This window comes from Ekhidna sp., assembly GCF_965247405.1.
Classification (GTDB): Bacteria; Bacteroidota; Bacteroidia; order Cytophagales; family Cyclobacteriaceae; genus Ekhidna.
In genome coordinates this window covers 3,008,365-3,031,182 of the sequence record NZ_OZ252014.1, presented here as the reverse complement: position 1 = coordinate 3,031,182, position 22,818 = coordinate 3,008,365, and the positions used below count along the sequence as shown (strand labels likewise).

The 22,818-nt window shown below is 40.4% G+C and carries 26 protein-coding genes; 14 read left to right on the top strand and 12 right to left on the bottom strand.

Going from position 1 to position 22,818, the window contains the following annotated elements:
- Positions 1-7 precede the first annotated feature (7 nt).
- Genes ACP14Y_RS14025 through ACP14Y_RS14010 form a run of 4 tightly spaced genes read left to right on the top strand, consistent with a single transcriptional unit; the run spans position 8 to position 4,996 of the window.
- A complete protein-coding gene (locus ACP14Y_RS14025; protein WP_424963562.1) occupies positions 8-577 on the top strand; it encodes an RNA polymerase sigma-70 factor in 570 nt (189 codons plus the stop codon).
- A gap of 55 nt (positions 578-632) precedes the next feature.
- Positions 633-1,517: a FecR family protein gene (locus tag ACP14Y_RS14020; RefSeq protein WP_424963561.1), complete on the top strand. Its 885-nt coding sequence runs from the start codon at positions 633-635 to the stop codon at positions 1,515-1,517.
- A gap of 33 nt (positions 1,518-1,550) precedes the next feature.
- On the top strand, positions 1,551-4,166 hold the full coding sequence (locus ACP14Y_RS14015; protein ID WP_424963560.1) for a TonB-dependent receptor: 2,616 nt from the start codon (positions 1,551-1,553) through the stop codon (positions 4,164-4,166).
- Positions 4,166-4,996 (top strand): DUF4249 domain-containing protein, encoded by an 831-nt coding sequence (locus ACP14Y_RS14010; protein ID WP_424963559.1) that lies wholly within the window; start codon positions 4,166-4,168, stop codon positions 4,994-4,996. Before ACP14Y_RS14015 ends, ACP14Y_RS14010 begins: the two co-directional genes overlap by 1 nt.
- A 454-nt stretch (positions 4,997-5,450) precedes the next feature.
- On the opposite strand, the gene ACP14Y_RS14005 is transcribed toward ACP14Y_RS14010, so the two are convergent.
- The 3 genes from ACP14Y_RS14005 to ACP14Y_RS13995 are packed head-to-tail and all read right to left on the bottom strand — an operon-like array spanning position 5,451 to position 7,598.
- Entirely contained in the window at positions 5,451-5,891 is a 441-nt protein-coding gene (locus tag ACP14Y_RS14005) for a DinB family protein (RefSeq protein ID WP_424963558.1), read from the bottom strand.
- Positions 5,878-6,489, bottom strand: coding sequence for an IMPACT family protein (locus ACP14Y_RS14000; RefSeq protein ID WP_424963557.1), 612 nt, complete (start codon positions 6,487-6,489; stop codon positions 5,878-5,880). Before ACP14Y_RS14000 ends, ACP14Y_RS14005 begins: the two co-directional genes overlap by 14 nt.
- A complete protein-coding gene (locus ACP14Y_RS13995) occupies positions 6,486-7,598 on the bottom strand; it encodes a hypothetical protein (RefSeq protein ID WP_424963556.1) in 1,113 nt (370 codons plus the stop codon). The genes ACP14Y_RS14000 and ACP14Y_RS13995 overlap by 4 nt, the downstream gene beginning before the upstream one ends.
- A gap of 98 nt (positions 7,599-7,696) precedes the next feature.
- Between ACP14Y_RS13995 and ACP14Y_RS13990 the strand changes: the two genes are divergently transcribed.
- On the top strand, positions 7,697-8,584 hold the full coding sequence (locus ACP14Y_RS13990; RefSeq protein ID WP_424963555.1) for a GNAT family N-acetyltransferase: 888 nt from the start codon (positions 7,697-7,699) through the stop codon (positions 8,582-8,584).
- Here the strand turns inward: ACP14Y_RS13990 and ACP14Y_RS13985 are convergent.
- Positions 8,562-9,647, bottom strand: a complete 1,086-nt coding sequence (locus ACP14Y_RS13985) for a glycosyltransferase (RefSeq protein ID WP_424963554.1) — start codon at positions 9,645-9,647, stop codon at positions 8,562-8,564. The genes ACP14Y_RS13990 and ACP14Y_RS13985 overlap by 23 nt on opposite strands.
- 226 nt (positions 9,648-9,873) lie before the next feature.
- Between ACP14Y_RS13985 and ACP14Y_RS13980 the strand changes: the two genes are divergently transcribed.
- On the top strand, positions 9,874-10,713 hold the full coding sequence (locus tag ACP14Y_RS13980) for a glycosyltransferase (RefSeq protein ID WP_424963553.1): 840 nt from the start codon (positions 9,874-9,876) through the stop codon (positions 10,711-10,713).
- Positions 10,714-10,845: 132 nt separating this feature from the next.
- Here ACP14Y_RS13980 and rsgA read toward each other — a convergent pair whose 3' ends face one another.
- The 3 genes from rsgA to ACP14Y_RS13965 all read right to left on the bottom strand — a co-directional run bounded on the left by rsgA (position 10,846) and on the right by ACP14Y_RS13965 (position 12,974).
- Positions 10,846-11,760 (bottom strand): ribosome small subunit-dependent GTPase A, encoded by a 915-nt coding sequence (rsgA, locus tag ACP14Y_RS13975; RefSeq protein ID WP_424963552.1) that lies wholly within the window; start codon positions 11,758-11,760, stop codon positions 10,846-10,848.
- Positions 11,761-11,867: 107 nt separating this feature from the next.
- Entirely contained in the window at positions 11,868-12,497 is a 630-nt protein-coding gene (locus ACP14Y_RS13970) for a peroxiredoxin (RefSeq protein WP_424963551.1), read from the bottom strand.
- A gap of 33 nt (positions 12,498-12,530) precedes the next feature.
- A complete protein-coding gene (locus tag ACP14Y_RS13965) occupies positions 12,531-12,974 on the bottom strand; it encodes a Fur family transcriptional regulator (RefSeq protein WP_424963550.1) in 444 nt (147 codons plus the stop codon).
- Between the two features lie 172 nt (positions 12,975-13,146).
- Between ACP14Y_RS13965 and ACP14Y_RS13960 the strand changes: the two genes are divergently transcribed.
- The 3 genes from ACP14Y_RS13960 to ACP14Y_RS13950 all read left to right on the top strand — a co-directional run bounded on the left by ACP14Y_RS13960 (position 13,147) and on the right by ACP14Y_RS13950 (position 15,668).
- Positions 13,147-14,205, top strand: coding sequence for a DUF6588 family protein (locus tag ACP14Y_RS13960; RefSeq protein ID WP_424963549.1), 1,059 nt, complete (start codon positions 13,147-13,149; stop codon positions 14,203-14,205).
- Positions 14,206-14,343: 138 nt separating this feature from the next.
- Positions 14,344-14,814 (top strand): low molecular weight protein-tyrosine-phosphatase, encoded by a 471-nt coding sequence (locus ACP14Y_RS13955; RefSeq protein ID WP_424963548.1) that lies wholly within the window; start codon positions 14,344-14,346, stop codon positions 14,812-14,814.
- Entirely contained in the window at positions 14,811-15,668 is an 858-nt protein-coding gene (locus tag ACP14Y_RS13950) for a fructosamine kinase family protein (protein ID WP_424963547.1), read from the top strand. Before ACP14Y_RS13955 ends, ACP14Y_RS13950 begins: the two co-directional genes overlap by 4 nt.
- A 155-nt stretch (positions 15,669-15,823) precedes the next feature.
- Here the strand turns inward: ACP14Y_RS13950 and ACP14Y_RS13945 are convergent, their stop codons facing one another.
- Complete coding sequence (locus ACP14Y_RS13945) at positions 15,824-17,062, bottom strand: aspartate kinase (protein WP_424963546.1); 1,239 nt, start codon at positions 17,060-17,062, stop codon at positions 15,824-15,826.
- Between the two features lie 78 nt (positions 17,063-17,140).
- Here ACP14Y_RS13945 and fbp point away from each other — a divergent pair, with 78 nt between their 5' ends.
- A complete protein-coding gene (gene fbp / locus ACP14Y_RS13940; protein WP_424963545.1) occupies positions 17,141-18,148 on the top strand; it encodes a class 1 fructose-bisphosphatase in 1,008 nt (335 codons plus the stop codon).
- On the opposite strand, the gene ACP14Y_RS13935 is transcribed toward fbp, so the two are convergent.
- Positions 18,120-18,440: a hypothetical protein gene (locus ACP14Y_RS13935; protein ID WP_424963544.1), complete on the bottom strand. Its 321-nt coding sequence runs from the start codon at positions 18,438-18,440 to the stop codon at positions 18,120-18,122. The two genes, fbp and ACP14Y_RS13935, sit on opposite strands and share 29 nt — an antisense overlap.
- Before the next feature lie 57 nt (positions 18,441-18,497).
- Between ACP14Y_RS13935 and ACP14Y_RS13930 the strand changes: the two genes are divergently transcribed.
- The gene (locus ACP14Y_RS13930; protein ID WP_424963543.1) at positions 18,498-18,971 is read left to right on the top strand and encodes a nuclear transport factor 2 family protein; all 474 of its coding nucleotides are present in this window, start codon (positions 18,498-18,500) and stop codon (positions 18,969-18,971) included.
- On the opposite strand, the gene ACP14Y_RS13925 is transcribed toward ACP14Y_RS13930, so the two are convergent.
- From ACP14Y_RS13925 to yihA, 3 genes are read right to left on the bottom strand one after another with little or no spacing between them, the layout of a single operon-like run.
- On the bottom strand, positions 18,961-19,416 hold the full coding sequence (locus tag ACP14Y_RS13925; protein WP_424963542.1) for an acyl-CoA thioesterase: 456 nt from the start codon (positions 19,414-19,416) through the stop codon (positions 18,961-18,963). The two genes, ACP14Y_RS13930 and ACP14Y_RS13925, sit on opposite strands and share 11 nt — an antisense overlap.
- A complete protein-coding gene (locus tag ACP14Y_RS13920; RefSeq protein ID WP_424963541.1) occupies positions 19,409-19,867 on the bottom strand; it encodes a DUF5606 domain-containing protein in 459 nt (152 codons plus the stop codon). Before ACP14Y_RS13920 ends, ACP14Y_RS13925 begins: the two co-directional genes overlap by 8 nt.
- A gap of 30 nt (positions 19,868-19,897) precedes the next feature.
- Positions 19,898-20,500: a ribosome biogenesis GTP-binding protein YihA/YsxC gene (gene yihA / locus ACP14Y_RS13915; protein WP_424963540.1), complete on the bottom strand. Its 603-nt coding sequence runs from the start codon at positions 20,498-20,500 to the stop codon at positions 19,898-19,900.
- A 62-nt stretch (positions 20,501-20,562) separates the two neighbouring features.
- On the opposite strand from yihA, the gene ubiE reads away from it, so the two are divergent.
- The 3 genes from ubiE to ACP14Y_RS13900 are packed head-to-tail and all read left to right on the top strand — an operon-like array spanning position 20,563 to position 22,804.
- Positions 20,563-21,285 carry a bifunctional demethylmenaquinone methyltransferase/2-methoxy-6-polyprenyl-1,4-benzoquinol methylase UbiE gene (gene ubiE / locus ACP14Y_RS13910; RefSeq protein WP_424963539.1) on the top strand — a complete coding sequence of 241 codons (723 nt, stop codon included), beginning with the start codon at positions 20,563-20,565 and terminating at the stop codon, positions 21,283-21,285.
- Positions 21,234-22,055, top strand: a complete 822-nt coding sequence (locus ACP14Y_RS13905) for a porin family protein (protein WP_424963538.1) — start codon at positions 21,234-21,236, stop codon at positions 22,053-22,055. The genes ubiE and ACP14Y_RS13905 overlap by 52 nt, the downstream gene beginning before the upstream one ends.
- Positions 22,052-22,804, top strand: coding sequence for an SDR family NAD(P)-dependent oxidoreductase (locus tag ACP14Y_RS13900; RefSeq protein WP_424963537.1), 753 nt, complete (start codon positions 22,052-22,054; stop codon positions 22,802-22,804). Before ACP14Y_RS13905 ends, ACP14Y_RS13900 begins: the two co-directional genes overlap by 4 nt.
- Positions 22,805-22,818: the final 14 nt, after the last annotated feature.

Here is a 22,818-nt window from a genome sequence, read left to right as displayed (position 1 = left end):
TCCTTCTATGAGCTCAGATAATGACCTTTTGCTTTTCCAACAGGTGAAAAGTAATGACTTCTCTTCGTATGAGGTCATTTTTAAGCGCTATTACAAAGAACTCTACCGCTTTGCATTCACGTACGTGCGTGATGCCACCATTGCAGAGGAAATGGCACAAGAGGTGTTTCTATACATCTGGGAAAAGCGAAGCAACATAGAGATTCAAACAACCCTCAAAACGTATCTCTATTCTGCAGTAAAAAACAAGTGTCTCAATTACATCAAGCTGGAGCTACCGAAGCAACAATCCATGGCGGACGTAAGCGAGGTGATGCTCAGCGTGAGTATGCCAAAAAAAGATGAGGGTGAGAATGAGAAGTTGAAGAATTACATCCAATCTGCTATTGACGCTTTGCCCAAGAAATGCAGAAAAATATTTATGCTCAGCAGAAATGCGGGAATGACTTATGAGGAAATAGCCGAGGAACTGGATTTATCTAAAAAAACAGTAGAAAATCAAATGGGAATTGCCCTTAAAAAATTGAGGGAATCACTGGAGCATGTGTACAAACATTATAAGGAGCATATGAACTGAAAATAAAGTGAAAAAATTTAGGGGTTATCCCCTGAATGATTGACTGATAAATGAGATGGCAAACGACCTGAAAGCATATAACCACCTGAACTACAAGGATCAGCCTTCCGATAAAGAAGACGGGTTCATGGAGTTCCTATTTCAGCACACCAACGCAGAGGCACCTGAAATAGATGAAAACAACGCATGGGATCAACTGAATCAAAAAATTCACAACCCAAATAAAGGCTTTGCATGGATGAAAATAGCTGCCGCTGTGGCCATTCTGGCTATCCTTTCAGTTTCTTTGTTTATATACAATCCGTCTCCTTCGCAGATCCACGTTTCATCTACTGATCAAAAGGTTAATGTTACCTTCCCGGATGGGTCTGTTGGTATTCTGAATGCCAATTCAAGTTTTACATATCCAGAGTCATTTGGGGATAAGCGCAATGTCTCTTTCTCAGGAGAAGCATATTTCGATATTCAAAAGAGTGAAAAACCATTTATCATAGACGTGAATGGTGTGGATGTAAAGGTTTTAGGTACCGCATTCAACCTCATCACGACAGATGAAAGAGTTGAATTATATGTTGACAGAGGATTGGTGGCTTTTGAAAAAGATGGAAAGCAAACGAAGGTTCCAGCTGGAAAAGAGGCGATTTTTAATCGAAAAGATGCTTCAGTAGAATTGAAGAGCATCCCTTCAGCCAACATTATGAGTTGGAGAAATGGAGTTTTTAATTTCGATCAGACTCCACTTAGCGAGGCGCTAAAAGAGCTTAGCAAGTATTACGAGGTTGAATTCAAGTTTTCTAATGAAAAGCTGAAAGACTGCAAAATATCCGCAACATTCAAAAACCAGTCTCTTAAAGAGGTTTTAGAGACCATCGGCACTGTTCTTAATGTAAAAACCACAATTAAGAACGATACAGTAAAAATTTCAGGACAAGGCTGCTAATTGCGAGACTAACGTTTCATTAATTTTGTGGGCGTGTTTATCGCCTTCATATCCACTTTCCGTAAAGTCATAGCATTAGCATTATTGTGTGGGGCCATTGCTATTCAGGCTCAACAGAATGCGCTGCAAGGCAATCTTATTTTCTGGGGTGAAATTTCATTGTTTGAGTCTCTGGATTCACTCAGAAGTACCGGAATCCCTATCGCCTATAGCTCAGATAAACTTACGAATCAAAACCTAACCCTTGAAAAGGGGCTTTCCATCAAGTCATTTTTTGATCTGCTGGAAGATGAGCTAATCGCTGATATCAGCTACGATGATGGTCAAATAATCGTCTCGCCGCACATTCCTAAGAATTATACGGTGCATGGCGTTTTAAAGAATATTGAATCTGGAGAACATATCATTGGAGCTACGGTACAGGTAGAAGGAACAACACTCGGGACTACCACGAATGGATATGGGTATTATACCCTGACAATCAAGGAGGGTGACTATCGTTTGAATTTCTCTCACATCAACTACGAGAAGAAGCAAACAGAAATATCGCTTTACCGTAACACTTATCTGGATATATCCATTTCACCAAAAATCACACAACTAGATGAGGTGGAAGTGACTTCCATTGCCAATGATGTCAACATAACGGAGAATATCCCATCCATTGATCGAATTTCCATATCTGGTGCCGATGGTCAAATACCGTATTTTCTTGGTGAAGTGGATGTGATTCAAAATGCACTACTTAAACCCGGAATTCGTGCCATCGGGGAAGATGCAAGTGGGATTCATGTGAGAGGTGGTGGAGTTGATCAGAATCTAACTTTGCTGGACGAGGCAACAATCTACAATCCCAATCATTTTTATGGTCTTATCTCTGTTTTTAATCCAGAAGCTGTCAATAACGTAAGAATTCTTAAAGGTTATATTCCTCCCTCATATGGCGGAAGAACTTCTTCCGTAATCGAGGTAAGACAAAAGGAAGGAAACGTCAATCAAACACGAGTTTCAGGCGGTATTGGAATTTTATCCGCTCGGGCGCTGGTAGAAGGCCCCATTCATGAGGGGAAAAGCTCATTCCTGATTTCCGGAAGGCAAAGTTTGTTAAACCTTTCATTGGATGATTTTGCCAGCACATCTGTGAGAAGAAATCGCATTCGTTTTCAGGATTTAAATGTAAAACTCAACTTCAAATACAGCCGCAGCAGTACCTACTACCTATCTGGCTATATAGGCAATGACCGTAACCTTGCCGGACTGAATTCTACCAGAAATTGGGGTAATCGAATGCTGAATTTTCGATGGAACTACCTGTTCAGCCCTCGTCTGTTTTCCAACATATCTGTTTTTGTTTCTGAATACAACTACCGAATTGAAAATACAGACGTCCCCGGGGCATTTGTAGGGAGATCCAAAATAGCTGATTATAGCGCTAAGATGAATCTCACATATGTGATTAATCCGAACAACGAAGTTTCATTTGGTTTCGGTACGGTGTATCACCGCTTAGCGCCAGGATCACGCGAACCGTTAGATCAAAACGCTAATACAAATAAAATCAAACTGGAGGATGAGCAAGGGTTTGAGTCTGCATTCCATATTGGACAGGAAACGAAGCTGGGCCAATTAGCGATCAGCTATGGACTGAGAGTTAGCATGCTTCATACCATCGGGCCGGGGACGGTTTTCCAATATCGAAATGGAGTTCCAACGGCCGATTCTACCGTTACCGATACAGTGAATTATGAATATCTTGATTTGATTAATCGGGATTATAATTTAGAGCCACGCATGTCGCTGAATTGGCAGCTGAATAGCTCAACAGCCCTTAAAACATCGTTTTCGAGAACTGCCCAATACCTCCATCTGATCTCAAATACAATATCTCCATCTCCCACAGATATCTGGAAGCTTAGCGACACCTACATTCCCCCTACCACAACCAATCAATACACGCTAGGCTTCTATAAAAACCTGAATGATAACATGTGGGAATTATCTGCGGAGGTCTATTTCAAAGACATTGCAGATAACATCCAGTATAAGAATGGTGCCGATCTGGTATTCAATGAAAACATTGAAACAGAATTACTTTTTAGTGAAGCGAGAGCATACGGCTTGGAGCTTTACGCAAGAAAGAAAGCAGGTCGGCTCAAGGGCTGGATAAGCTATACTCTGTCCAGGTCAGAGAGCCGAATCCCTGAAATCAATGGTGAACGATACGTGGTAGAAAATCATGACAAAACACATGACTTTTCGACTTCATGGAGCATGCAGGTTTCCCCTCGGTTGAGTGCGTCTGCCAATTTTGTTTTTAATACAGGCATACCAGTGACCTTACCTACGGACAAATATGTTTTTGAAGGAAATTTGATTCCTCATTTTGGTTCGCGAAACAACGCCCGACTACCAAACTATCACCGTTTAGACCTGTCTGTGAAATGGGAAGGCAAAAAGTATAAAAAAGATGGCTCAAGAAGAAAAAATGAGGATTATTGGATTTTTACCATCTACAATGTTTATGCAAGGCAAAACGCATACTCCTATTTCTATCGGGAATCCCCAATTGATCCGGGAACGGCACAGGTGGTGAAATACTCCATTTTTGGTACGATTATTCCAGCTGTAACTTATAATTTCCGATTCTAATGAAGCATCTTATCTACCTATTGATCATTGCGTTTTTAGCTTGTGAAGAAGTGGTGGATGTTGACCTGCCAGATCCACAAAATCAGGTAGTAGTTGAAGGATGGGTCACAGATTCGACCAGTGCTCAACCCATTCGTATCACACGATCAAATGCATTTTCCAGCCTAGTTCCGTTCATTCCTGTGGATGATGCGCAGGTAATTGTACAGTCAAGAGATGGAGATGTTTTTAGCTACTCATACACTGATAATGGATACTATGAAGCCAATACCGCATATCGTGGTACCAGCGGAACTCAATACAGGGTTCGTATCATACTGGATTCAATAGAAGTTAGATCAGAATGGGATGCAATGCCTGAACAAGTTCCTATTGATGAACTTGAGATTGCTTCGTTTCAGGAAAATGATCCGGATAACTCAGATCAACAGATTACTATCTACTATCCAAAAATCAACACACTAGATCCCGGAGGCCAACAGAATTTTTACCGATGGATTTTTTATAAGAATGGTGAACTCTTTACTGAGCCGGAACCCATTTCCGTACAGGATGACAGGTTATTTGATGGCAACCTGATCCCAAACAACTTTCAGGAGTTTGATTACGAATCGGGTGATGAAATGACTGTGCAGCTGGTATCCATCTCACAGCGAGCACACGGCTACCTATCCCTTCTAAGGTCTCAGATTACTACCTTAGGAACTTCCTCTGGCACCACGCCCGCCATCGTTTCAGGAAATCTGTTTTTCGTCGATGGTGAGTCTGAACAGGTTCTTGGATTCTTCGGCGCTGTTTCTGGCAGTTATGCCTCAGAAACAGTTCCATAACACAAGAAATATTTAGGGGTTAGACCCACCTTGTTTTACTTACTCATATGAAAAAACAAATTACCCTAATTCTCGCAACGATCCTTGTTACCATACTTGGAATCAAGGTTTCTAAGAAAATGAGAAAGATGGCATAATGCCTCTTGAAAGTAGAAATTAACCAATGCTGTCCTTTTTGGATGGCATTTTTTATTTGAATAGATGGAAGTGGGGAATTTAGTGAGAGTATAAAAAGCAAACGGAGCGCCCTCACCAAAGCAACTCCGTTCTAATTCAACCAGCTATGGATTGTTTTGAATTTCTTTAGTTCAAGGTTAGCTAAGATTTTTATAACGAACCACCCTCATTCGGTCATTCTCGTCAAATATTAGATAAACCCAATATTATCACCGATTAAGATTTTCGGCATTGAAATATTCAGTGACAAAATACACATAAGGACTAAAATCAAGCCCTACGATAGTATTCTTCTATGATAATTGATTTGACCTAAATGGTAGTTAAAATGCCCATGTAGGTGTATTAAAAAGTAGTGAATGCTCATTGGGTAACCAAAAGGTTCTAACGGATAGTTCGTTGCATAAGAATCAGGATCTGCCTTATCAAGATAGTTTTCAATGACCTGCTTTGTGGTTTCAATATCAGATAGTAGTTCCTCATAGGTTACTTTTCCATTAAACTCAAAATCTCTCTCGCGCACATATCCGGTTTTTGCAAGTATGGCTCCAATAAAATGCTGGAGATTCCCTGTTAGATGCATCGCCAGGTTGCCGGCAGAATTATTAATACCATCAACCTTTTCCCACATCATATTTTTATCCCCGTAAGCTTCACATTCTGTTTTTAGTCTGTCCAGGTCCCTCAGGAAAAGCTTCTTTAAATCATTCGTTATCATCACCAGAAATTTTAAACTTCATTGTATAAAGATCGGATGTTTTTTCCATAAACTCATCCACGCTATCCTTCTTCAAATCACCAATGATTTCACAGGAAAGCTGAAAATCACGCTTATGAACCACTATTTCAAAATCTGCAATCAACCTTTCTGCTATGCTCATCATGTCATATGGAAAGCTCATCACAATCTCACGTGTTTCAAATATCATTGCCCTTCTCGCCTTGGATAGGGCAGAAGCAGTAGCTTCCTTATAAGCGTTGATCAGACCACCTACACCAAGTTTCGTTCCACCGAAGTATCGAATAACAACAACTAATACATTGGTTAGCTCAAAGGATCGTATCTGCCCCAGTATTGGATCACCAGCAGAATGAGCCGGTTCTCCATCATCGTTTGCACGCCATATTTGGTCATCCATTCCAAGTACCCACGCATAACAATGATGGCGTGCATCATAATATTCCTTCCTCAACTCCGACTGTATGACTTTAATTTCATCTTCGGATTGCGCTGGGTATGCAAAAGCTAGAAACTTGCTGCCCTTTTCCTTGTAAAGACCCTCGGTTTGTTTTTGGATGGTATAGAATTCACTCAAAGTTCTGATAGGAGCTTTTTAGCTTCTGACTCCACCTGCTCGGTTTCAGCATATGTTAGTGCCAAATCTAATAATTCTCTTGCCTCTTCGTTTTCCTGTTTCCCAACAAGTACTCTGCCCAGACCCAGATACCCAAAGCTTTTGAAAAACTCTCCGTGATTAGGGATGGTATCTCCATATTTTAATCCTAGCCTGTAAGCGTACTCCGCCTTCTTTTGATTTTTTACAACCTTTTCTTCGAAGTAACCCAAGAAGACATACCCGGCTAATTTGTAATACGGACTATTATGATGAATTAAATCATAAATGACATTGATCGGAACATCTTGAAAGTCTTCAGGATTTGCAAGTGATTCCAGGTATTTGGCTTTTGCGTAATAATTGTTTGGGTAGAGCGAGCAAAGCTCAGATAGGTACTCCTGAGCGAGCCTTGGTTCCATTTCATATCTCAGGTAGATATAACTCAAATAAACATGTGCCTCTACTCTGGTTAGGAAGGATTCAGTACATGCCTTCTCCAATTGGTTTAGACCTAGCTCCATATTTCCACTTCTAAAAAACCATAATAATGGCTTGTACATGGGGTGCTTTTCAGGATATTTCTCTCTGAAATAATTGTAGAGGCCGGTGGTGAGTAAAAACTCCGGGTGCTCGTCGACAATATCAAATCCTTTTTTCATTAGACCATAAGCTCTATTTGCCTCACCTACCGCTTTCATTGTAGCGCCCTGATCCGCGTAATATTCAGCCAGTAAGCCATAAGAGGCCATGGCAAAGAAAATCATCTCTGGCTCTTCAAGATTAGGATCTTTTGCTTTGGCCAAAGCGATTGCAGAATCCAGTTGCACCTCCATTTCCTTAAACAGTTCTTCTGAGATTAATGGAATGTTTGACCAGAGTATGGTCATAGCTCGCATCAAAGGAATGACCGGGTGATTTGGAATGTGCTTCTCAGCCTTACTAATGTAAAATTCTGCCGAATCAGAAGCAGCATTATAAATATGATCTGTCCCCTTCTTTACAAGATTTTGAACATATCCACGTTCAAAAACCTGCGCTGTGACGCTGAAAATGCTGAAAAAGAAGAAGAGAGTGAGTATTTTTTTCAAGGTGAACTAATTAAGATTTTATTGTAAAAATCTAAGATGCAAGATAACGTCGGTTTTGAGCTTTAAAAAGAGGGGTAGGTATTTAATTTTGTGACCCCATGTCAATTAATATCTATTCCTCTCCAAAAGAAGTAATCACTGAAAACCCAATTTTGTTTTATCAATATGGGTATCTCACTTCTCAAGCCTATTGTAACTTTATTGCCTTCTCAGATGAAAACTTCTTTATTGCCTTCGATCAGATAGACAATGTGGCAATTAGCATACCAAGGAGTCCCTTTGGATCAATATTTTATCGATATGAAGGTATAGGGGCCGAAGGATTTATTGAAGCGTTCACAGACCAACTGAGAAATAAGGGGATAGAAAAAATCCAAATAACGCACCCTTCGGAGATCTACGCCCGATTCGTTTCTGTTTCAACACTGGTAAAATCGGGATTTGATCAGATTTATTCTGATATCAACCAACACATTCCGCTGGATCTAAACTGGGAGGACTCCATTCATAAAATGCAAAAAAGAAAGCTCGAATCATTGATCAATGATGGTTTTGAGTTTAGAAAAATGGAGAGGAGTGAGCTTGAAACCGCTCATAAGTTTTTAACCGTATGTCGGCAGGCACAAGGACTTCAAATTAATATTTCGTGGGAGCAATTAAAAAAATCAAGTGATGAACTCCCCGAAAAATATGAGTGCTTTGGTGTCTTCAGAGATAGCAAAATATCAGCCCTATGCATTGCTGTGAATGTCTCAAGTGAAGTAGCCTACTACTACCTGCCCGGAACTAGCCCTATGTTTAGAAATCAAAGCCCTATGGTTATGCTGATTGCAGGAATGATCAGGTATTATCGTGAGAGAGGGTTTAAGTATCTGGATTTGGGAGTATCGTCCATCGAAGGAAAGTCTCAGGAACCACTTAAAATATTTAAAGAACGAATGGGTGGGATCGAATCGAAAAAACCTACGTTTCTAAAACAGATTTAAGTAGATACTCCAACTTTGCGATCCAGGTGGACGGAGAAAACTTTTTTTCAACAACAGCCCGAACCTGATCAGGATCATACTGCGGGTAGGTAGATAGCATTGTCGAGATATTATCCCTCAAATCCTCAGTATTTACCTCACATAGCAAGCCAGTATCTTTCGTAACAATCTCTACAGGCCCACCACATTTAGTCGCCACTACCGGCTTTCCACATGCCATGGCTTCAAGCAATACATTGCCAAATGTTTCATATCTGCTGGGAAGTACCAAAAATTGACTGTTCTGCATATATGATTTTATCTCAACCCGATCTTTCTCGCTAATAAGTTCAACCCGATCCTCTAAATTTAGTTGGCCTATTTTTCTTTCCAGTGCTTCCCTTTGTGATCCTCCTCCAATAATTTTTAAATTCAGCCCGTCTTGAGCTACCGCCTCAATCAATAAATCAAATCCCTTCTCATGTTCTAACCGACCAACAGCCAGCACATATTGCTCATTTTTATCATGGACATCAAAGAATTGTGTGTCTACAGGATTATACAATGTTTTTGTTTCTGGAACCCATTTTGCTATTTCCTTAGCATGAAAATCACTGGTGACAGTCACCAGTTCTGCTTTTGAAATCGCAGATAAAGTTTGACGCCTCATGCCTCCCAGATCATTCAATAATTGCTCGAACATAAAGCCCCCCAAACGTATATGGAGGTGAAATGGAATATCATATTTATCAGAGAGGTACTCACCAATCAGCACGCCCGGATAAGTTGCCTGAACCATTATCACATCCGGTTTTCCAAATGCCTGAATATGTGACTGATAGTTGAGTTCATTACACCTAATGATCTCTCTTAGATTGCCTTTTTTCAAACGCTTGGTCCAGCTAAGTGCAGGTTGATAGAACTCCCTAAAACCCTCATTTATTATTGTTTTTGAAGTATCCTGCTTGTGTTTTTGAAGTTTAGTCAGGTTTTTATAGTGATCCTTCAACCACAGTAACTTTTCGTCGCTACCCTGACCCCATGTACTCACCCCAATCTTCCAGTCTGGCCTTAAGCGAGCCATTAATTTTATTTGATCCTTTATGAAAATCCCATATGAGGGATTTGTATCAGAAGGATACCAGGATGGGACAATAAAGAGATTCATTCCCCGAATTTACTTGGACATTGCATTTTTTGGTATAATCGACCATTAAGTCTTTACTTAACTTCCTATTCAAATTGCTCTTGCTGTCAATTTTCACTTGAGTTAAATTGCTAAAAACGATCTCAAATGTGATATTACTAAAATGAATCAATTGCCATTGGTTTCTGTCATTTGTTTATGTCACAATCAGCTCCCCTACGTTCGGGAAGCCATACAGTCTGTTTGGAAACAAAGCTACCCTTATATTGAACTAATCGTGGTGGATGATGGCAGTACAGATGGAAGCAAGGAAATGATCGAATCCATTTTGAAAGGGGAAGGTGTAAAGTTCATTGATATTGAATCCCGAATTGGTAATTGTGCAGCTTTCAATCGTGGTTTTTTTCAATCAAAAGGTGAATTTATCATAGACCTGGCGGCTGACGATATTTTAATGCCTGATAGAATACTGGAGGGGATAAACACATTTATGAAAACCAATGCGGGCGTTACATTTTGCGATGTAATGAACATAGATCAGGAAGGAGATGATCTTGACCCCCATTTTAAAAACCAAAATGGCTCTATTCAGCAAGATATTCCGGAAGGAGATATTTACCTCGACCTGATCAAAAGGTATTTTATCTCACCTCCCTCGATGATGATAAGAAGGGAGGTTCTAGAAGAATTAGGTGGATACGATGAATCGCTCTCTTATGAGGATTTCGATTTCTGGATTCGCTCTTCCCGAAACTGGAACTATGCTTTTACCAACAACATTTTAGTAAAAAAAAGGAAGGTGATGGGCTCATTATCCGATCATCAGTTCAGATACAGAACCAAGCACCAGGAATCCACCTTAAGGGTTTGTCAGAAAATAAAAGAGCTGAATCGTTCAAAAGAGGAAGATTCAGCTCTCCGAAAAAGGTGTTTCTACGAAATCAAGCAATGTATAAAACAGGGTAACCTTAAACTGATTTTTCACTTTTTAAAGCTACTCTAACGGCTCTCTGAAATCACTAAAGATTTTTAAATTAAACGAACACTCATGGTATTTTGTGTGTTATACACATACACTAGTAATAGTGAGTTAGGTTGGTTGTGTGATGGGGTCGTCCGCTCGGGCGACCCTTTGTTATTTGCGGTTATCTTCCCCCCTCAAAATAGACAAATATCCATCATATCTCAGTTGTGAAATTGTGTCTCCTACTGCTTCTTTGACCTTACAGCCTGGTTCATTTTCGTGCAGACAATTGTGGAATTTACATTGACCTAAAAAATTTCTCATTTCCGGAAAGTAGTGCGATAGTTCTTCCGATTCTATTTCAGAAAGACCAAGTTCTTTTATCCCGGGCGTGTCAATGATGGCTGATTTATCATCCAGAAAAAACATTTCTGCAAAGGTGGTAGTATGCACACCCTTATTGGCAAAATCAGAAATTTCTTTTACTTCCTGACTTGCATGAGGGATTAAACAATTAATCAACGTGGACTTACCTGCCCCGCTATGACCACAAAGCAAACTGGTTTTATTTCTGAAAAGCTCTGATACTTTTGGATCAACTTCTCTTTCGAACTGGCATAAATGAACTTCATACCCAATATCCGTGTAGATGGATTTCAGTTCTTCGAAACGTTCAATTTCCTTTTCCTTGTATAAATCTCGTTTATTAACAAGGATGATTCCCGGTATGCGAAAGCTCTCCAAAGTAATCAAAAACCGATCGATGAAGCCGGTAGAAGTGCGTGGTTTCTTTAAAGTTACGATCAAAATACCTTGATTGATATTCGAGGCAATGAGATGATCATGCCCCTTTTTCCTCGGGCTCTCTCGAATCATGTAATTTTCACGCTCATAAATCTGAGTTATGACCCATTCACCATCAACCTGCTGGTTTGCTTCCACTTCCACCCAGTCACCAGCTGCTATTGGGTTGGTGATCTTCTTATCTTCCAGCTTAAACTTTCCCCTAAGCCGAGCCACCAGCCGTTTATTTTCGGCCAGCACCTCATACCAAAGCCCGGTTGATTTAACTACAAGTGCCTTCACTGATCATTTTCATTGACATTACATGCAATAGTACACAAACCACTCAATTGAAATAAAAAAGGCTGACCACATTGTGATCAGCCTCAAATCATCAGACTAAAATTCTCTTAGTTATTTGAAAGGTACTCAGCTACTCCATCTCTGGTAGCACTCATTGCTGTTTTACCTTCTTCCCAGTTTGCAGGGCATACTTCGCCGTGCTTCTCAACATGCTGCCATGCATCTACAATTCGAATCATCTCATCAATATTTCTCCCAAGTGGAAGATCGTTGATCGTTTCATGTCTCACAACTCCTTCTTTGTCGATGAAGAATGTACCTCTGAATGCTACAGGAGCTCCTTCAAATTCAAGGTTTCCTTCTTCGTCGTATGACCAATCTCCGGCAAGTACACCAAAGTTTGTTGCTACCGTTTTAGAGGGGTCAGCTACCAATGGATATGTAACACCTGAGATTCCACCTTTATCTTTATCTGTCATCAACCATGCCAGGTGAGTTTCTTCTGTATCGCACGAAGCTCCAACCACTGCTACCCCTCTTTTCTCAAATTCAGCAAGCTTTTCCTGGAAAGCATGAATTTCAGTTGGGCACACGAAAGTGAAATCTTTTGGGTAGAAGAAAAAGATTACTTCTTTCTTACCAATGTACTGGTCAAGAGAAAAGTTTTCTACGATTTCTTCGCCATTGATTACAGCTGGTGCATTTACGATAGGTGCTTTTTTTCCTACTAAAGACATTTTTTACGTTTGTTTTAATTGTTTAAAAGTGATTTATAAAATTTTTACATCCGCTTCCGGGTCAATTCGTTCTCCATTGACCTGTAGCTTTATTTCGTTTATTCGAAAATTCTTTATTCGTTTCTTCCTGAAGAAATCATTAATCAACCCATACAGTTCCTCGTCATAGAAATCCTGAATTCTATTCGTTTTCAGACAATAAATATGTCCATGAGGATTCATGTTCGCATCATATCGCTTAGATCCTGAACGAACCGAAACCCTTTGGATGAGTCCGGAATCGACCAATACATCCAAAACCCTGTAAACGCTCCCAAGAGAGATTGATGGGTTATCCACCTTGATCGTTTCATGGATCGCTTCCGCAGTGGGATGGTCATTTGAGACCATTAACTCCCTCAGTACGGTAATTCTTGGGTGTGTAGCCTTTAAGCCTACATCACTCAGTCGTTCTTTTATTTGATTAGTAATTTCCATTTAGGAATTTTTCCTAAATGCGAAATTAGACCAAAATAATGGAGAGACCAAGAATTTCGACCAATGAATGAAAATACCATGTTTAGGGGATCAAAAAAGTGGCAGAATCTTGGTTAATTGCAGTATAAATGAATCATTTATCTTTAATGAATCGGAATCAAACACCATGATTATGAAAAACCACACTACTAAGATTTTAACCCTAATGCTTGTTGGCCTCTTCTTCATTAGCCACACAGCTAAGTCTCAGGACTTTGGAGAGGTATTCAGGGCAGGACCTGAAGATGCAGAAAAATACCTTGAAAGCTATATTGATCCTATCATGATGTCATTTAATAATGGCTTGAGTGGCGGGTGGGTAAATACAGCTAAAACTCACAAGCTTTTGGGCTTTGACTTGACCGTATCAGCTAATATTGCAAATATTCCTGATGATGATAAGCTTTGGCAGTTCAGAAATGCTGATTTTAGCAATCTACAGCTTAGAACTGGCTCAGAAGCGACCCTCCCAACTGCTGTTGGGGGACCAACAAATGAAGAACTTGTTGTTAGAGGAAATGCGCAAATTGGAGCTATTAACTTCACAAATGAATCTGATCCATTCCCTGCAGCAGATGGTTATGATACCGAAGATTTACCAATTGCAGGGTTTCCTGTCCCAACATTCCATCTCGGTATTGGCTTGGTCAAGAATACTGACTTAAAAATAAGATTTGTACCATCAATAAATACAGACGATCTCAGCTTCAATATGTGGGGAGTAGGTGTATTGCATGATGTAAAGCAATGGATTCCGGGATTAAAACTAGTTCCCATGGATATTTCCGCGTTTGTAGGTCACACTAGTTTAAAAGCTGAGTTTGATATCGATGAATCATCAACAGACTCGAATGGCTATACCTATTCAGCTGACGGTACTGCTGAATTCAAGGCCTCATCAACAGTGATACAGGTGCTTGCATCCAAAAAGCTAGCTATTTTCACTCCTTATGTAGGATTAGGTTACAACATTGCAGGCAGTTCATTTAAGGTAAATGGTGAGTTCGTTTACTCTGACGGCTTCCAGACTGAAACAGTTCAAGATCCTATCGATCTCTCTTTCGGAGGTGGTAGTTCACCAAGAGTTACCATTGGAGCTCAGATCAAACTGCTTATCCTCACAGTTCATGCAGACTATTCTATCCAGAAATACAACACCTTTACTGCAGGTGTAGGATTGAGTATTAGATAAGATTTTAGAATCGTATAAAAAAAGAAAAGTCCCGTCAAAAACGGGACTTTCTTTTTTACTTGTCAAACAGGTGTATGAATAAATTTGTGTTATGCATTAGATATATACTATCTAATCAAAAAAAGTAACCACCTAATTATGATAAAAGTTTTATTTGTTTGTTTAGGAAATATTTGCAGGTCCCCTTTAGCAGAAGCAATTTTCAGAAAAAAGCTACTTGAGACGGGTTTAAGCAACAAAATAACCACTGATTCAGCTGGCACTGCCAACTATCATGTTGGTGAAAATCCAGATCCCAGAACAATAGAAATCGCTGAAAAACATCGCACACCTGTTAATCATACGGGGCAGCAATTCAAAAAACATCATCAAACTGAGTTTGATTATCTGCTGGCAATGGATCGTTCAAACTACCAAAACATGATACGGGAGATGGGTGAAGAGCCATCGAAATTATTATTGATGAGAGATTTTGATCCATACGGTAAAGGTGAAGATGTTCCTGATCCCTATTATGGAGGTGTTAACGGATTTGAACAGGTCTATCAAATGCTGGATCGCTCGCTAGACCAGTTTCTGGATCATATCAGGAAAGCGCATAATCTATGAGTGACTTCATTCAAAAAGTCATCAGCAACAAACTAAAAACCTCTCTTATATCATATCACTCAATTGCAGGAGGCTGCATAAACAATGCATTTCAGGTAAAAACTGACAGTGGAGATTATTTCCTCAAATGGAACAAAAGTCCACTTTTGGATATGTTTCGTGTGGAAAAAAAGGGATTGGCTATATTAAACGCACATTCCCCTGTTCATTCACCAAGTGTGATCTCATTCGGTGAAATGGGCGGAAAATCTTATCTGATTACTGAATGGATTAATAAAGGAAGCCAAAATGATCAATTCTGGGAAAATTTTGGTCGTAACCTGGCTCTTCAGCATCAGGTAACAATGGACCAGTTTGGGTTGGATCATGACAACTTTATTGGGAGTTTACCTCAGTCAAATAAACAACACCAAAGCTGGTATTCATTCTTTATTAACGAACGTTTAAAACCTCAGATGAACATGGCTTCATCTAAGGGTTTAATCGATACAAATATTCAGAAGAAATTTGATCTGCTATTTCAACAATTTGAAGAATTAATCCCTGATGAACCACCGGCACTTTTACACGGAGACCTCTGGAGTGGGAATTTCATGATCAACTCCGAAGGTGAAGCATCTATATTCGACCCTGCTGTTCATTTCGGCCATCGGGAAACTGAACTGGCCTTTACACAGCTTTTTGGGGGTTTTTCACCAAAATTCTATCATTATTACAATGAGCAATACCCATTGGAGCCAGGATTTGATGAACGAATAGACTTACACAACCTTTACCCCCTACTTGTTCATGTGAACCTTTTTGGAAGTTCATATCTCTCAGGCATTGTTCAAACCTTAAAAAAATTCACTTAAACTCATCGATTTTATCCCCGCTCTTGCGCTATTCCAATGCGAACGAGGTACGAGTGAGACTTGGAAATCTGCAAGGAGATTCCCAAGTCTCGAGCGCCTACCGGCTACTCTCCCAAGGGAATGAGGAGTGAAAGCAAAAAAGGAATAGTAAGTACTTACCTGTAAAGCACCTGATAGTTGTTAGCCGTCTTTTGCTCCATAATCACTGTGCGATTCCACGGCAGTTTATTGAATGAGTCTGGTGTGTAATTTTTAATGGTTGCCAAATTCAACGGACTTTCAAACGAAAGCATAAAGTCTCTGTTTAGCAACTCCTTAATCCGCTTAGATTTAAATTCTTTGTTATCAATACAGAATGAAAACGTAAGCGCCGAATTTTGCATCAGGTTGATCTTGATATTCAATAAATCAAGTACCTGAAGGATTAACCCTAGTTTCTTTTCATCCATGAAGCTGTGGTCTTTTACCTGTGCGGTGACTAGCAACTGATTCCCTTTAAAGACGAAGCATGGAATCATTTTAGTGGTGTTCTCTGTCGCAATAGTAGTCCCCTGCTTTCCTTTATCCAAAAACGAACGAACAATCAACGGAATGCTTTTTTGAGCTATGGGTTTAAGTGTTTTTGGATGAATGACTTGCGCGCCATAGTAGGTCATTTCAGTCACCTCGCGATAGCTAAGCTTTTCATATTGTTCAGTTCCCTCCAATATTCGCGGGTCAGCATTTAAAATGCCCGGAACATCTTTCCAAACAGTAAATCCGTCCGCATTGAGACAGTAAGCCAAAATAGCTCCAGTATAATCCGATCCCTCCCGTCCCAGCGTTGTGGAATTACCTTCCACATCAGATCCTATGAAACCCTGAGTAACTACCACTGACGCTTCAGCTACAGGTTTTAAAGATGTAATTATTTGCTTTTCAGTGACTACCCAATCCACGTTGGCTTCTGTGAAGTACTGATCTGTACGAATCACTGACCGTGCATCAAACCAGGTGCATGATACATGTTGATCCAAATAGGCAGCAATGATTGAAGTGGATAAAAGCTCTCCATAAGGCACCACTTTGTCATAGGCCAGCATGGGCTCGCAATTATTTAATTCCTTTAGTACCTGCTCCAAAGATTGTTCAAATTGAATATAGCGTTCAGGTAATTCATCCAGGAGATCCTGTGCAATCTCATGATGGTAGTCCTTCAATTCCTTTAAAGTCTGGCTATAGTCATCCCCAGCATGGGCCTGCTTGACTAGTTCTTCAAGTTTATTTGTGGTTTTACCCATGGCTGAAACAACTACAACTACATTCTTCGAGTCGAAAGAGGAAACAATCTCAGTCAAATTTTTTACACCTGAAGCATCTTTAACTGATGCTCCCCCAAACTTGAAAATCTGCATAATGCAAACGTTATAACTAGTGAATGAATTAATTTCGTGGTTCGAAAGTCAAAATAAAATTCTGAACAAACACCCCTGATGAACAAAAGTAAGCTTGGCCTACCGATAGGAACAACCTTAGACCGCTTTATTAAGCAAAAAGAGGATGAATTTTCCTCTGCAACCGGCGAATTGTCTCAACTTTTAAGAGATATCGCACTGGCGGGCAAAATCATTAATAAAGAGGTGAATAAATCAGGGTTATTAGATATCACCGGTGGATTTGGTGAAAAAAATGTGCAGGGAGAAGATCAGCAGAAACTCGATGTGGTCGCCGATATTCGATTTACACGTGCACTTCGCAATGGAGGGATGACCTGTGCTGTGGTATCTGAGGAAGAACAGGAGATCATTCATCTCAACCCTAATTGTAGATATGTGGTGGCGATTGATCCACTGGATGGAAGCTCCAATATTGATGTGAATGTTTCCATTGGAACGATTTTCTCCATTTATAAGCGTATCTCTCCGGTAGGAGGACCTGTACAGGAAGAAGATGTTTTACAAAAAGGTACCGAACAAGTGGCTGCTGGCTATATCTTATATGGATCCTCAACCATGCTGGTTTATACGACCGGACGAGGGGTGCATGGGTTTACCCTTGAGCCTAGTTTGGGGGAGTTTGTCCTATCACACAACCTGATGAAATGTCCGAAAGACGGAAAAATTTATTCCATTAACGAAGGCAACTACTATGCATTTGATGAGTGGGTGAGAGAATATGTAGAAGACTGTAAGCAAAAAGGAATGACCGCTCGTTATATTGGTTCATTGGTGGCAGATTTTCATAGAAACATGATGAAAGGAGGCATATATTTATACCCAAACACCGAAAAAGCCCCTAATGGAAAATTGAGACTCCTTTATGAATGTAACGCACTTGCATTTATTGCCGAGCAATCCGGCGGAGTAGCTACAAATGGTTCGGAGCGGATTTTGGATATTCAGCCTACCACATTTCACCAGCGATCTCCATTGTATATTGGATCAGCTAAAATGGTTGAGCATGCCACCTCATTCATGAAGGCCGATACTGCTGCCGGGTAAGGACTTTTTGTTTTTCGCGCTCAATGATTGCCTTAGCTATATTCCTGGCAATCTCTCCCTGCTTTGAATGCTGAAGAAGGCCTTTTACCTTGTTTTCAGGAATATCGATGCGATAAAGGGCATTTAATAAACAATTCAAATCATGATCAAGCAGGTAATTGACCTGTTTGGTGAGATATTCTTCCAACCGATCAAATTGATTTTTCCCATTCTCAAATTCCAATTGTTCCTCCAATCCTAAATCCTTGCGAATCAGTTGATAACTGTGTCTTAGTAAAGTAACTTCATCCATAGCAATGCTGATTAAAGCAATGATCAGCCATTTTTATTGACTTTAAAAAACTCAACAATGAAAAAAATATTAATTGTCATTTTTTGTGCAGTTTCTACTTTCTCATTTGCACAAAGTGATGAAAAAAGTGAAATCATGAAGGTCGTTAACCGGGTATTTGAAGCCATGCGCACCAACGACAGCACCATGCTAAAACAAAGCTTCACTGAGAACCCAAATACATTCACAGCCTTCATAAATAAAGAAGGTAAATCACAGCTTGTAACCGACAATTTTCAGCGATTTATTGATGCTATAGGTCAACCAAAAGATCAGGTCTGGAATGAACCCATCTGGAATGAAAAAGTGGAAATAGATGGGAACCTAGCCTCTGTCTGGGTAGATTATGCCTTTTATGTGGATGATCAGTTTTCACACTGCGGGGTGGATGCTTTTCACCTGATCAAACGTGAAGGTGGATGGAAAATATTCCACCTGGTAGATACGCGAAGGAGACTAAATTGTGAGGTGCCGGATGAGTTTAAGCCTTAATTTTATCCGGAATCCACTCAAAATCATCTGATTTTACGGCATCTTCCAAGAGAATGTCTGTAAGTTCCGATGGTGGAACAGTTGTTTTGCGCCTATTGAGATCTAGCCAGGCGCCATCCACGTCTACTTTGGCGGATAAGCTTCCATCATGCGTGTAGATATTATGTCGAAATGACCACTTCGATCCATCTTTTCTAAGCTTGGAGATAGTGAAACCAACCTCAAACTCCTCATTCATTCTCACCTCTTTAAAAAACCGGGTGTCTTCTCTGAAAAGTATCGGGCCCACTCCCATTTTTATCAGCTTATGAAATGGCATGCTGATATCTTCAAAATACATCAGTCGTGCCTGCGCACAATAATCATTGTAAGCCGTGTGGCGCATATGACCGTTGGGATCCAGATCAGCCCACCTTACTCTAAATTTGTATTTGACCTCACTCACCTTCTTCCTCTTCTTTCTTGGTTGCCTTTTTTGAAGCTTTCTTTTCTTCCTTCTTCTCTTTCAGTGCGTCAGGAGCCTGTTTAACCAGCTGACCGTACCAGCTCACCACCTTCTTAATATCTGAAACGTATACTCGACCTTCGTCATAATCAGGAAGCACAAACTTCAGAAATGCCTTCAACTCTTCAGGACTACTATTTTTGTCCAAATCAGTATCCCCGTCAAATTCTTTATGGATCTTTCTCATCACATCCTCCAAAGGAACAGCGCCTTCAGTATCGGTGGTATAAATAGATATTTCAGAAAGAATGCTCACTTTATTGTGCATGGTGGCCACCATTTTCTTTTTGTGCTCATCCAGGCTTTCCAGTATTACTCCGGTGCGTGTTGGTTGAATAACTTTAAAAAGGGTTCCTTTTCCGGAAACAGACGCTATATCACTAAATTCCATAAAATCGTTTTTTGAGGGGGCAAAAATATCTTATCTCGCTATCTCTCCATTGATTCGATCAATAAAATCCATAATTTCTTCTCCACCTACCCGATCCGTGGAAGAAGTGATAAACGTTGGAGGTAATTCTTCCCACGTTTTTCGCATCTCTCTTTTATATGCAGCCACATTGGACTGAACCTGATTTTTACCGAGCTTATCCACCTTAGTGAATACAATGCTAAAGGGAATACCTGACTCTCCCAGCCACTCCATAAATTCCAGATCGATCTTTTGGGGTTCGTGACGGCTATCTACCAACACAAACACACAGGCCAGGTTTTGTCGTTCCTCCAGGTATTCATTGATCATCTTTTTCCAGGCTGCCTTGTTGGTTTTGCTCGTTTGCGCCCATCCGTATCCCGGTAAATCCACCAGATACCAGTTTTCATTAATTAAAAAATGATTGATCAGTTGCGTTTTTCCCGGCGTAGAGGAGGTTTTTGCCAGTTTCTTTCGGTGGGTCAGCAGATTGATCAAACTAGATTTTCCGACATTGGATCGTCCGATAAAGGCATATTCCGGCATGATGGGGTCAGGACAGTCTACCACGTTTGGGCTACTTTTTACAAATTCTGCTGTTTTTATCTGCATGAAGAAGAAACTGATAACATTTGGACCGTACAAGGGTTTAATCCACTAATATTGCGGCAATTATGACGGTACTTCCTTACAAAGATAAGTCGGATGCGAAGAAGAAGCAGGTAGCAGAAATGTTTGACAGCATCTCCGGTAAATATGATTTTTTGAATCACTTTTTATCTCTGGGTATTGACATACGATGGAGAAAGAAAGCAATCAAGATGCTAAGAGACCTTCAGCCAAAGAAAATCCTGGATATTGCTACCGGAACGGGTGATTTTGCGATCGAATCATTGAAACTAAACCCTGAGAAGGTGGTAGGCGTGGACATTTCCGAGGGGATGCTTAATGTAGGACGTCAGAAAATGAAGAAAAAGGGTTACTCGGATATCATCGATATGCAATCCGGTGATTCTGAAAACTTACATTTCGAAGACAATAGCTTTGATGCAGTGATCGTTGCATTCGGAGTAAGGAACTTTGAAAATCTTGAAAAAGGACTGTCGGAAATGAATCGTGTTTTGAGACCCGGAGGACGAGCGGTCATTCTGGAATTTTCAAAACCGACAGCTTTTCCGTTCAAACAATTATATAATTTTTATTTTCGTTGGATATTACCGAAGATTGGAAAAGTGGTTTCAAAGGATAATGCCGCTTACACCTACTTGCCAGAGTCTGTGAATGAATTCCCCTATGGAGACGACTTTTTAAAGATTCTGGGTAAAACAGGATATAAAAACACTAAATGCAAACCATTAACCCTAGGCATCAGCTCTATTTACGTGGGAGAAAAATAGTTCTTGCGTGTTTGCTCATTTTAGGAATGGGATACGCTTCCCAGGCTCAAAATAATCCTACCGACAATCTCATCCACTACGAAGATCAATGGATTCATTATGGCTTTTTGATAAGCGTCCACTCTTCAAAATATGTAATTAAGTACTCCGATTACTTTACTTCTCCCGCTATGGATACGGTACACTCCATCGTTCCTGGAAATCTGGGAGGATTCAAACTTGGATTCGTAATCAATATGAGGATATCCAAGTACCTCGATTTCCGAATGTTGCCAACTGTTGGATTTTATGAGAATGATCTAAGCTATCGATTTACCAATGGAACAACGCAGAGGGAGCTGAAAGATGCTACCATGGTGGAACTTCCACTTCTGTTAAAATATAAATCAGCACGCAGAGGAAACCTAGCTATGTATATGGTTGCCGGAATTAATCCATCATTTGAAGCGGCTGGCAAAGGAGATGAAGAAGACGTGGGACAAAAACTGGAGCTAAGAAACTGGAATGTGGCAATAGATGTCGGTGTTGGACTGGATATGTATTTTGCCTACTTTAAATTCTCACCTGAGATAAGATATTCCTATGGTCTTAGAAACATGCTTACAGATGATCCAAACGACTTTAGTATCGGGCTGGATCGATTAACCACACAAAACCTGGGCATATTCGTAACGTTTGAAGGTGGCCCGGGAGGCAAGCGAAAGCTTGGCAAGACGAAAAAGCGTAACAGTCGAATTGAGGCTAAACAAAGAAAAAGACTGAAACAATGAGTAAACCCATCGCACTCATTACAGGAGCAACCAGCGGTATTGGGGAAGCAACCGCTCGAATACTATCTAAGGACTATCGGCTGATCATCTGCGGAAGAAGAAAAGATCGTCTGGAAAAACTCAGAGACGAACTTGAGACTGATGTTCAAATACTCTCTTTTGATGTGCGAGAGAAGGAAGCAGTTTTTAATGCAATCGCATCCTTGGCTGATGAATGGCAAATCATTGATACTCTGATCAATAATGCAGGCAATGCACATGGTCTGGACCTGATCCAAGAGGGAAACACCGATGACTGGGACGCCATGCTGGATATCAATGTCAAGGGGCTTCTATATGTGTCTAAAGCGATCTTGCCTAAAATGGTGGATCGCAAAAAGGGTCATATTGTAAATATTAGCTCAATTGCTGGATTGGAGGTATACCCTAGAGGGAATGTATACTGTGCATCTAAGCACGCAGTGGATGCGCTAACCAAAGGCATGAGAATGGACCTTAACGAACATGGCATCAAAGTCACCTCAATAGATCCAGGCCTGGTTGAGACAGAGTTTAGTGAGGTGCGATTTAAAGGGGATAGCAAACGAGCAAAACAGGTCTACCAGAACTACACTCCACTGACTGCTCAGGATGTAGCCGAAACCATCGAGTTTGTGCTTAATCGTCCAGCGCATGTGATGATCGGAGATGTATTGATTTTACCTACCGATCAGGCCAGCAGCACAATTGTGAATAAAAAAAGCAAATAGTCTTTTCGAAAGAT